The 10,218-nt window shown below is 70.0% G+C and carries 11 protein-coding genes; 7 read left to right on the top strand and 4 right to left on the bottom strand.

Features of this window, described 5'->3' with window-relative positions:
* Nucleotides 1-667: 667 nt before the first annotated feature.
* Complete coding sequence (locus ABGB17_RS18375) at nucleotides 668-1,495, bottom strand: M55 family metallopeptidase (protein WP_347631022.1); 828 nt, start codon at nucleotides 1,493-1,495, stop codon at nucleotides 668-670.
* Between the two features lie 357 nt (nucleotides 1,496-1,852).
* On the opposite strand from ABGB17_RS18375, the gene ABGB17_RS18370 reads away from it, so the two are divergent.
* A complete protein-coding gene (locus ABGB17_RS18370; protein ID WP_347631020.1) occupies nucleotides 1,853-2,203 on the top strand; it encodes a hypothetical protein in 351 nt (116 codons plus the stop codon).
* Nucleotides 2,204-2,278: 75 nt separating this feature from the next.
* Here ABGB17_RS18370 and ABGB17_RS18365 read toward each other — a convergent pair whose 3' ends face one another.
* Complete coding sequence (locus ABGB17_RS18365) at nucleotides 2,279-2,767, bottom strand: DUF6326 family protein (protein WP_347631018.1); 489 nt, start codon at nucleotides 2,765-2,767, stop codon at nucleotides 2,279-2,281.
* A 378-nt stretch (nucleotides 2,768-3,145) separates the two neighbouring features.
* On the opposite strand from ABGB17_RS18365, the gene ABGB17_RS18360 reads away from it, so the two are divergent.
* Nucleotides 3,146-3,820, top strand: coding sequence for a TetR/AcrR family transcriptional regulator C-terminal domain-containing protein (locus ABGB17_RS18360; protein WP_347631016.1), 675 nt, complete (start codon nucleotides 3,146-3,148; stop codon nucleotides 3,818-3,820).
* A gap of 590 nt (nucleotides 3,821-4,410) precedes the next feature.
* Here ABGB17_RS18360 and ABGB17_RS18355 read toward each other — a convergent pair.
* Complete coding sequence (locus ABGB17_RS18355) at nucleotides 4,411-4,929, bottom strand: MarR family transcriptional regulator (protein WP_347631013.1); 519 nt, start codon at nucleotides 4,927-4,929, stop codon at nucleotides 4,411-4,413.
* Nucleotides 4,930-5,016: 87 nt separating this feature from the next.
* On the opposite strand from ABGB17_RS18355, the gene ABGB17_RS18350 reads away from it, so the two are divergent.
* The 4 genes from ABGB17_RS18350 to ABGB17_RS18335 all read left to right on the top strand — a co-directional run bounded on the left by ABGB17_RS18350 (nucleotide 5,017) and on the right by ABGB17_RS18335 (nucleotide 8,545).
* Nucleotides 5,017-5,430 carry a PPOX class F420-dependent oxidoreductase gene (locus ABGB17_RS18350; protein ID WP_347631011.1) on the top strand — a complete coding sequence of 138 codons (414 nt, stop codon included), beginning with the start codon at nucleotides 5,017-5,019 and terminating at the stop codon, nucleotides 5,428-5,430.
* 93 nt (nucleotides 5,431-5,523) lie between these two features.
* Nucleotides 5,524-5,913 carry a nitroreductase/quinone reductase family protein gene (locus ABGB17_RS18345; RefSeq protein ID WP_347631009.1) on the top strand — a complete coding sequence of 130 codons (390 nt, stop codon included), beginning with the start codon at nucleotides 5,524-5,526 and terminating at the stop codon, nucleotides 5,911-5,913.
* Between the two features lie 136 nt (nucleotides 5,914-6,049).
* Nucleotides 6,050-7,282, top strand: coding sequence for an MFS transporter (locus tag ABGB17_RS18340; protein WP_347631007.1), 1,233 nt, complete (start codon nucleotides 6,050-6,052; stop codon nucleotides 7,280-7,282).
* 198 nt (nucleotides 7,283-7,480) lie between these two features.
* Complete coding sequence (locus tag ABGB17_RS18335; protein ID WP_347631005.1) at nucleotides 7,481-8,545, top strand: LLM class flavin-dependent oxidoreductase; 1,065 nt, start codon at nucleotides 7,481-7,483, stop codon at nucleotides 8,543-8,545.
* Between the two features lie 49 nt (nucleotides 8,546-8,594).
* On the opposite strand, the gene ABGB17_RS18330 is transcribed toward ABGB17_RS18335, so the two are convergent.
* Nucleotides 8,595-9,509: a LysR family transcriptional regulator gene (locus tag ABGB17_RS18330; protein WP_347631003.1), complete on the bottom strand. Its 915-nt coding sequence runs from the start codon at nucleotides 9,507-9,509 to the stop codon at nucleotides 8,595-8,597.
* Between the two features lie 130 nt (nucleotides 9,510-9,639).
* Here ABGB17_RS18330 and ABGB17_RS18325 point away from each other — a divergent pair, with 130 nt between their 5' ends.
* Nucleotides 9,640-10,218 carry a dihydrofolate reductase family protein gene (locus ABGB17_RS18325; RefSeq protein WP_347631001.1) on the top strand — a complete coding sequence of 193 codons (579 nt, stop codon included), beginning with the start codon at nucleotides 9,640-9,642 and terminating at the stop codon, nucleotides 10,216-10,218.

Below are 10,218 nucleotides of genomic sequence, written 5' to 3'. Positions count from 1 at the left end.
CGTACCCCCTGCCGGGGCGGCATCCCCGCCGGGGCGGCATCCCCTGCCGGGGCGGCATCAGCCGCCCCGGCGCGTGGACATGTGCCGCGTCGCCCCGGTGCGGGCATGCGGGACGCCGCCCTCCTCCCTCACCTGTACGGTCGTCCTCTCCCGGCGCCGCGTCGGCGGGACGTGGTACGGCGAACCCGGCGCCTCGTCACGGCCGCCAACCGGCAACGCGGAGAGGTCGCCTGCGGCGTCCACCCCTTGGTCCTCGCCTCCAGGCGCCTGGGGCGCCTTCCGGGTCGGGCTGTGTTCTCCCAGGGGGCTCCGCCCCCTTCGACCCCCGCAACCCCCACTTCGGCTGCTGTGGTCGTTGCCCACCCATTTGAGTTTCCCCACTCCATCGTCACCACCCACCCAACCCCGCGCGACTACCCACCGCGCGACAGGCCCCACCGGCGCGACAGGCTCCACCGCGAAACACGCCGCGTGGGCTTCGCCCCGGAGCCCAGGGCCGATCGTGCTCGTTACCTGTCGTTTCGTGAGGGCTCCGGCGCGGTGGCCAGCGCGATCCGAGGACGAGGGGATACAAGAGCCGTCCCGGCGTCGTCGCCTGTCGATCGCCGGAATCGGTGCCTCGGGAAGGGCGATCTGTCGGAACGGGAAGACTTGCCGGCGGGGCGGTTCAACCGGGCTTGATGGTGGCGAGCTGTACGAGGAGCAGGACGAGGCGGTACGCCTCGGCGATGTCGGCGGCGGTGAAGGCGACCGTGCGGGCACCTTCGGCTCGTGATACTCCCGGCACGAGAGTGGCCAGATCGACCGTGACCGGGCTGTAAAGATCGACTTGGACGTCGACGGGTCCGGTGATGATCAGAGGCGGGACCTGGGTGCGCCGCTTGACGGCCTCGGCGGACGCCTGGTGGAGTCGGTCTCGGGCTTCCTCGGGGTGGAGGGTGACGGCGGTGGCCTGGCCGAGGGCTTGTTTGACCTCGACGGTGGTGGCCGAGGGGACCAGGTCGCGAAGTTCGGCGCAGGCGGTGTCGTCGCCGCTGAGCAGGACGACCGGTACGCCCAGGTGGCCGGCCATGGCGGTGTTGAGGCCGATCTCACCCATGGAGCGCCCGGCGACACGGACGTCGAGGATGCTGTCGCTCATGGTGTGCGCCAGCACGGCGGGGCCGCCGCCGGCGCGGGCGTGGTAGCCGACCAGCAGAACGGCGTCGGTGTGCTCGTCGAGGCCGCCGAGCATGCCCAGGGGACGTGGCTTGCCTCGCACCAGGTGGGCCCGCCGGTCCAGCGACTCCGGCAGGATGTTGCGGAACGGCCCGTGCGCGTCGGCGACCCAGACCGTGGCGGTGGGCTCGGCGTCCAGGACGCCCGCGATCACAGCGTTCGCCTCGGCCGTCATCAAGGCCCGGCCGCGTTCGTAGTCGTATCGATCCGGATTCGTCTCACTGGGATGCACGATCCCCGAGACACCTTCCATGTCGACCGAAATCAACACCTTCATGCTTCAGGGAGCCTACGTGCTCTCACCGACGACATGCCGACACCATGGCGGCGACCGGCCGTGTGGCGCGATGCCTGAGCGTCCACCGAGCCGCACCTCTGCGTCAGCACCGGCGGGCGGCCCGGCGCCACCTGCGCGCTCGCCAGACCGCGACACCGCGCCGCCACCAGACCGGCAGATGGCCGCTGTCCCACAACCAGGCGACCGAGACGATGCCCGAGACCATGCGTGCCGAGCGGCGGGGGCGGTTGTGGAGCCTGAAATCTGGCTGCTGCCGAGCCCTCACGACGTCTTCTGGAGGAAGCCGAGGAACTGATCCGGGCCGCCGCGCGGCGTCCCGAGGACGAGCCGCCGTGGATGTACTTCTACGACGACGGATGGTTCGACATGCAGCGTGGAATGGCCGAGCTGACGCTTGGCGGCGCCGCCCGCGCCGTCGCGTTCCTCGATCTTGGCCTGACGAGACTGCCCCAGTCCTACCGGCGAGACCGCGCATGGTTCGGCGCCTGCCTGGCACGGGCGCACGCTGCGGCGGGGGACGCCGAGGCGGCCGAGACGGTGGCGCTCGCCGCCGCCCCCGATGCCGTGGCGGTCAACCAGTTCGCGCGTCGCGACCTGGGCAAGGTGGCTGAGGATTTGCGCACCATCCGCCCTCAGCGTGCGTTAAGCGAGCTGATGCCCCTTTCGTCGTTGCGGGTGGTTGGATGAGGTCTGCTGGTCGGTCAGCCGCCGTTCGGCCTACGGGCGCGGCGGGCTTCACGCCGTAGGGCTTTACACGGATACCTACTGTCGGAGGTCCTGTCGAAGGCCGGTCGTCGCGGGACCGGCTGGGACGGCGGGGGTTCGAGGCCAGGTCCAGGCGGAGCGCAGGATGAAGGCCAGGAGCAGCACCTCGACTCCGATGGAAAGGCCGTAGAAGAAGGCCCAGTCCCAGGACTCCCCTGCCGCGTTGACCGCCGAGTAGGGGATGTAGAGCGATGCAACAACGAGGTTCGTGGCGCGGTTCACCCGGGCGGGCAGCGTCATGGAGAGCATCACCATCAGGGCCGGGATCGCCACGGACGCGAGCATCATGGTCAACAACGTCGGGCTGATGTCGAACTCAAAGACGACGCCGGCGCGGAGGTTGTCGATGACGCCGGGCTTGTGGAGGTGGAAGTAGTCGACGTAGATGTAGAGGAACATGAAGCTGGTCCACGCGGCGGCGAGCTTGGCCTGCACGGGGACCGGCGGGTTGTCGAGCAGGTTCGGGGTTTTCGTTCGGATGGTCATCGGTTCTTCTTTCGAGAGGAGCGGTCCCTCCGCCGGAGTGGCGGCAGAGATGTACCGAGGCCGCGCCCACCTGGACGAGCACATCGCCTCGACCGGGCAGCGGTAGCCCGGACCTCGGACGACTCGAGCGCTGAGGGCAGGCCGTAGCGGTGCTGGTCGGCGGCCCGCATCGTCGTCGCCCCGGCCGGACTCGCCCCCGGCACCAGGCGTGCTCCGGCACTCGATCGCTGTTCGATTCCCACAGAAGCCTCTTCACGTCCGAGCTACGACTGTCGCTGGTTCGTACATCGTACGTCGTACGCTGTACTACGATCGTACGCTGTACCATGACCGTACGCTGGACGATTGTCAAGCCGTTCGAGGGAGCGAGGAGACCCGTTGTCTGCGAGGGAACGACGGCAGGTCGCGTCAGATGCGGGGCTGAGCAAGCAGCGGGTGGTGGTCGAAGCGGTCCGGCTCGCCGACCGCGAGGGGGTCGGCGAGCTGAGCATGCGCCGGCTGGCTCGCGCGCTCGGCGCGGGCGCGATGTCGCTCTACTACTACGTGGCGAGCAAGGAGGAGTTGCTGGACGCCATGATCGACGTCGTGTTCGAGGAGATCGAGCTCCCGCCCGAAGCGACCGACTGGCAGTCAGCGATGCGACGTCGGGCGGTATCCGCCCGACAGGTTCTCGTACGCCACCCGTGGGCGATCGGCCTGATGGAGTCGCGGACATCGCCGGGGCCCGCGAACCTCCGCCACCGCGAAGCGGTCACCGCCTGTCTGCGGAGGGCCGGCTTCCCGGTCTTGATGGCGACGCACGCCAACTGGTTGCTCGACAGCTACGTCTACGGTTTCGCCCTGCAGGAAGCCGGCCTGCCGTTCGACACCACCGATGAGTTCGCGGACATGGCCGAGGATGTCTTCCTGCCCCAGCTTCCTCCTGACGAGTTCCCCTACCTCAACGAGTCCGCCGCGGTGCTCGTCGCTGCCGGCTTCGACCCGGCGGAGGAGTTCATTTTCGGCCTCAACCTCGTCCTAGCCGCCCTCGAGTCCCTGAGAGTGCCTACGTGAGCCTCCATCCGTGATGTCGTTATGTGATCGTGTGGATTCGTGGTGTTACCGCCAGTCTGCGGGTCCAGTTGTGCTGGGACGGCGCGGTGACTGAGCGCCAGCCGTACCCGAGCTACTTAACCGACGCTCAGTGGGCGTTGATCGAACCGGTCCTCGCGGCATGGAACGGCCGCGCACCCCTCGGTCAGCGGCCACGAAGGCAACTATGCGCTGCGGGAGATCGTCAACGCGATCCGCTACCAGGGACGAACCGGCGTCCAATGGGACTATCTTCCCCATGACCCGCCGCCCAAGGGCGCGACGTACTACTACTTCGCCAAATGGCGCGACGACGGCACCGACAAGACGATCCACGACCTGTCGCGCTGGCATCTGCGCGAGCAGAAGAAGCGATTAGCCGACCCGAGCCTGGTCGTGCTGGACACCCAAAGCCTCCACGTCGCGGCCGGGTTTCCCGCCGAAACGACCGGCCGGGACGTCGCCAAGAAGGTGCCGGGCCGCGAACGAGGCCTGGCCGTAGACGTGCTGGGGCTGGTCATCGCGGTCGTCGTGCTCGCGGCCTCACCCTGTTGCGCAGGTCTGGGGCTGGGTCAGTGGCGGGCTGGGGTGGGGGCTGTTCCGCATTTGGTGATGATCTCGGCCATTGTGGTGCGGAGGTGTTCGCGGTCGTCTTCGGTGAGGGACGACGTGAGGTGGGTGAGTTCGGCGTTCACCTCGGTGTGGAAGGCGGTCGCGGCCTGGTGGCCGGCTTCGGTGAGGGTTACCTGGAGGGCGCGGCGGTCGCCTGGGACGCTTGAGCGCTGGGCGAGGCCGCGGCGTTCGGCGCGGTCCATCAGGCCGGTGAGTGCGGCTTTCTCCACGCCGAAGCATTGGGCCAGATCGGCCATGCCGCGGGGGCCGGACAGCAGGACGCACAGGAGTCTGGCCTGGACGGGGGTCAGGCCGTGGCGTTCTGAGGCGCGGGCGTAGACGCCTTGTACCAGGGCGGTGAGCCGGACCAGGGCGGTGGGGATGTCCATCTCGGTGTCGTTCATGCCGGCGCACGGGCCGGCGCATGCCTGCCCTTCCGGGGGTGGCGTCGTGGTGGTCGTGGGTTTCGTCCTGGTCACGACATTCATGGTACAGATGGCATATAGTTAATGCCGCGTACAGTATGTCTCATTAACTAACAGCCGCCATCGAGGAGAGGCCCGGAGATGTCCTTCAGCGACGAAGAGATCGCCTACCTGCGTTCCCAGCGTCTGGCCCGCATCGCCACCGTCGCCGGTGACGGTCAGCCGGACGTGGTGCCGGTGGGGTTCGAGTTCGACGGGACGCATCTGTACGTGGGCGGCATCGACCCGGCCAGGACCCGCAGGTCACGCAACGTGCGGAGCGGCAACACCAAGGTCGCGCTGGTCGTCGACGACCTGGTGTCCGCCGAGCCGTGGGCGCCGCGGTACCTGCGCGTCTACGGCGAGGCCGAGCTGGTCGAGCGCGAGGGCCGGTTCGGGTCCGCCCCCTGCATGCGCATCACTCCCACGGTGTCGTGGAGCTTCAACCTCGAAGGGCTGCCGTTCGGCCATGACCGCGAGGTCAAGGTGCGGCGGACGGTCCACGATCCCGCGTGACCGACCTGCTGATCTCGGAGGACTCGAATGAGTTTTGACACACCCGCCGGTACCCGTGGTGCCCGGCAGCCGTCCGGGGCGATGCTTCGCTGGATGAACCGGCTGATGGCCCGGCGGATCCGCCGCAAGGGGGCCGTCATGGGCTTCAACGCCCTGGTCCTGACCACCGTCGGACGCAAGAGCGGCGCGGAACGCACCACGCCGGTCGGCTGGTTTCCCGGCCCGGACGGCAGCTACCTGATCGTGGCCTCGGCCGCCGGAGCGCCGGGCAACCCGGCCTGGTACCTCAACCTCGCGGCCAACCCGGACAAGATCCGGATCGACGTCGAGGGCCGCACCGTCGCGGTGACCGCCGAGCAACTGCACGGGCCCGAACGTGAACAGGCCTGGCGGCAGATCACCTCGGCCGCTCCCCGCTTCGCGTCCTACCAGGAGAAGACCGACAGAGAGCTGCCGGTCATCCGCTTGACACCTCAGGCGTGAGAGGACCGTCGAAACAGGGTGAAAGGGGTATTCGCCGCAAACCGCTAAGCTCGGCGGGGATGCCGGTCGCTCACGGTGGGACGGCGCCGGGTTCGCCGTACCACGTCCCGCCGACGCGGCTGTGATCGGAAAGTCGATGTCCCCTGCCACCTTCGTCTCCTCAAGCACGCCCGTTCGCCAGGTACGTCTGGCACGCGCCGCCGTCGCGGCGGTGTTCCTCACCAACGGGGCGCTGTTCGCCAACGTCGTTCCCCGGTACCCGCAGATCAAGGCCGAGCTCGGGCTGAGCAACGCCGTCCTCGGGACCGCGCTGGCCGCGCTGCCGCTCGGGGCGTTGCTGGCGGGGTTGCTGGCGGCGGGGGCGATCCGCCGGTTCCGTTCGTCACGCGTGGCGGCGCTCGGGATCGTGCTGCTCGCCGCCGCGACGCTGACCGTGCCCTTCGCGCCGAACTGGGTCGCGTTCGCCGCCGTGCTGTTCGTCGTGGGGGCCCTCGACGCCGTCATCGATGTCGCGCAGAACGCGCACGGTCTGCGGGTGCAGCGCCTCTACGGCCGGTCGATCCTCAACTCCCTGCACGGGGTGTGGAGTGTCGGTGCGGTCCTGGGCGGCCTGATGGGCTCGGCCGCCGCCGGGCTCCGCGTGCCCCTCACGGTCCATCTGAGCGTCTCGGCGGCGCTGTTCAGCGTCGTCGCCCTGGTCGCGTACCGGTTCCTGCTGCCCGGCCCGGACGGCTCCGAACGCCTCCCCGGAACCGATGCCGCCCATCCGGCCGCCCTCTCCACCCGCCGGCCGGGCCGGCGGGTGTTCGTCGGCGTGACCGTACGGATGCTCGCCGCGCTCGGTGTGCTCGCGGCGTGCGGAGCCCTGGTCGAGGACGCCGGCGCGTCCTGGGGTGCCATCTATCTCAGCGGCGACCTGCGTGCCGACGCCGCCACCGCCGGCCTGGCGTTCGTGGCCTTCCAGTGCGCCATGACCGCCGGCCGCCTCACCGGCGACCGCGTCGTGGACCGCTTCGGCCAACGCACCGTGGCCCGCGCCGGTGGCATCCTGGCCGCCGCCGGCATGGGCGCCGCGCTCGCGCTGCCTTTCGTGGGGACCACCCTGGCCGGCTTCGCCCTGGCCGGCCTGGGCGTCGCCACCCTCGTGCCGGCCGCCATGCACGCCGCCGACGAACTCCCCGGCCTCCCCGCCGGCACCGGCCTGACCATCGTCAGTTGGCTCCTACGCGGAGGCTCCCTGCTGTCCCCACCCCTCGTCGGCCTGGTCGCCGACCACATCAGCCTGCGCGCCGGCCTGCTCTCCGTCGTCCTGGCCGGCGCCACCACGGCCGTCCTCGCCCGCGTGCTGGTGAACCGCGCCCCTGCCTAGTGCGGTGCCCAGGAACGTCCACCGGGTGCTTCGCCGTAGAACGGCACCGGGATTCGCCGTACACCGTCCCGCCGACGCGGCGCCGATGAGGTAGGTCCGACGGGCGGCGGGAAGCAGGTCCAAGCGACCTCTACGTGCTCGATCCACCGTCTGGTGTCAGGCTGAGTACGTTCGGTTCTTTGCGGCGTGGAGGTTTTGATGCGTGCAGGTGTCGTGGTCGCCGCACACCCCGGTGTGGAGGACCTCGCCGTACAGGCCGAGGAGTTGGGCCTGCACAGCTTCTGGCTCAACGACACCCCGATGGTCCACGGCGACCCCTTCGTCGCCCTGGCACTGTGTGCGAAGGCCACCAACCGAATCAGACTCGGTATCGGCGTGACCTCACCGGCGCTGCGCTCTGCCCCGGCCGCCGCGAGCGCGTTCGCCAGCCTCAACGCCCTGGCGCCAGGCCGGATCATCTGCGGGGTCGGCACCGGGAACACCGCCCGGCGCACACTGGGCATGCGGCCGGCCACAGTGGCCACGACGGAGAACTTCACCGCCGCACTGCAGAACCTGTGCGCAGGACGCACCATCGAGTACCGCGAAGGCGACCGAGTCCGCAACGTCCGGTTCCTGCACACCGGGGGGCACGCGAACACGGCCGACCCGATCGAGTTCGTGGTGGCCGCGCTAGGACCGAAGGCCGCCGCCGTCGCCGGCCGCCGCGGCACCGGTCTGATCTCCTTCGGCCTGCTGGACCCCGCCGCCTGGCAGGCACTTCACGACGCCCGCCGCCACGCCGCTCACGACACGCCACGCGACCCCGGCTCCCGCACGGACTCCTACGTGGTCACCGCACTGCACATACTCGGCGAGGACGAGGACCCCTACGGCGACGCGGCCCGGGACGCGACCGGCCACCTCGTCCTGTCCCTGCTGGCCTTCGCCGCCGACACCGCCGCCGACGCACCCGCCTTCGCCGAGCAACTCGGCCCCGAGGAACGCGAGGCGGTGCGGCGACTCCTCGACCGGCGCGGCACCACCGCCACCGCACCCGACCGGCACACCAAGCTCTACCCCGACTATCTCGGACGCATCGCACCGGAGGACCGGGACCTGATCCTGCCCTCACTGATGAACACCCTGGCCTTGGTCGGCACCCGCGACGACCTCCGGGCCCGCGTCACCACCCTGGAACAGGCCGGCATCGACGAACTGCTCATCCAGCCGGTGGCCGACCCACCGGCCGAGATGGCCGAGCTCGCGCGACTCCTCACCTGAGCGGACCCGCCGGCCGCACGCACGCGGTTCACCGACAACAAGACCTGAACTATGGGCGCGCCGGAAGACCCTGCCGCGGATCCACCTGGGCGTGGCGTTCGGTGGCTGCCTCGGTGAGGGTGGCCAGTACGGCGGCGACGGCGGGTGGGTCGGGTGGGTCGCCGTAGGTGACGGCGTGGAGCCGGCGTTGGCAGCCGGGGAGTTCGGTGGCGTGGACGCCGGGGTGGCGGTGGGCTCGCAGGGCGAGTCCTGGCAGGGTGGTGACGCCGATGCCGGCGGCGACGAGGGCTTGTACGACGACCATGTCGTCGCTGAGTGAGGCGATGCGCGGGGTGAAGCCTGCTTGGCGGCACACGGCGGTCAGTTCGTCGCGGCACCGTTCGCAGCCGCCGATCCAGGGTGAGTGACGATGGCCGGCGATGGTGTCGCCGGCTTGCCGGCTGATGAGGTAGATGGGGTCGTCGGTGATGTGGACGGGGCGGAATCCCTCTTCCTCTTCGAGCGGGGCGCCGGCGTGCTGGAAGACGAGCGCGATGTCGATCTCGCCGTGCCGCAGCATCTGCAGTGCTTCGACGGGGTGACGGTCGACCAGGATCAGGTCCAGTCCCGGGTGTGCCTGGGCCAGCATGACGGCTGCCTTGGGCACGATCGTGCTCAGTGCCGACGCGTTGGCGGCGAGGCGGACCCGCCCTGCCTGGAGGCCGACCTGTGCCGCCAGCTCGGTGGTCGCCGCGTCGACCCGTCCCACGATCTCGGCGGCCCGGACGGCCAGCAGCCGGCCCTCCGGGGTCAGCCGGATGCCACGGCCGACGCGCTGGATGATTCTCGCTCCGGTGGCCGCTTCCAGGCGGGCCAGGTGGTGACTCACCGACGACTGCGAGTAGTGCAGCTCCTTCGCCGCCTCGGTGACGGACTCATGCCGTGCCACCACGGCCAGAACCTTGAGGTGGATCAGACTGAGCATCCATCGATGATATCGATGAAATTAACGGAAGATCGGCATTAGACGTCATATGTCTATTGAGCCATGCTCTGTCGGACAGGCGGTTCGCCCAGGAGGCGGCGGCACCGAGGGAGTGCGGGAGAGGCGTGCGATGAGCAGGATCGTGCTGGACGTGTCGGTGTCCCTGGACGGGTTCACGACCGGGCCGAACGTCAGAGAAGAAGAGCCCATGGGGGACGGCGGCGAACGGCTCCACGAGTGGCACGCGGGGAAGGGCCCGGACGGCGAGGCCGACGCCGGCGTCCTGCGGGAGTCCGACGGGACGATCGGAGCCGTTCTGGTCGGGCGGCGTTCCTTCGACCTCGGTCTGGGCCCGTGGGGCGGCACGCCGTGGCCCGGCGTCCCGACGTTCGTGGTCACCCACCGGACCAGGGAGGACCTCCTCGGCGACAACGGCGGGACGTTCGCCTTCGACGGCCTGGAGGCCGCGGCCCGGCGTGCCGAGGAGGCCGCGGGAGACAAGGACGTCTGGGTGCTCGGCGCGGACGTCGCCCGGCAGTTGCTCAGGGCGGGCCTGCTCGACGAGGTGCGCATCCACCTGGTTCCCCTGCTGCTGGGCGAGGGCACACCGCTGTTCGCGGGGGAGCGGGCCGAGTTGGTCCCGGAGGGGAGACCCGTCGCGGGCTCGGTGACCCACCTGCGCTACCGCGTCCTGAAGGCGGTGCGCTGA

This window comes from Sphaerisporangium sp. B11E5, from assembly GCF_039871875.1.
In the GTDB taxonomy this organism is placed as follows: Bacteria; Actinomycetota; Actinomycetes; order Streptosporangiales; family Streptosporangiaceae; genus Sphaerisporangium.
The sequence above is the reverse complement of the archived record's forward strand: the minus strand, read 5'-3'. Positions and strand labels throughout refer to the sequence as shown.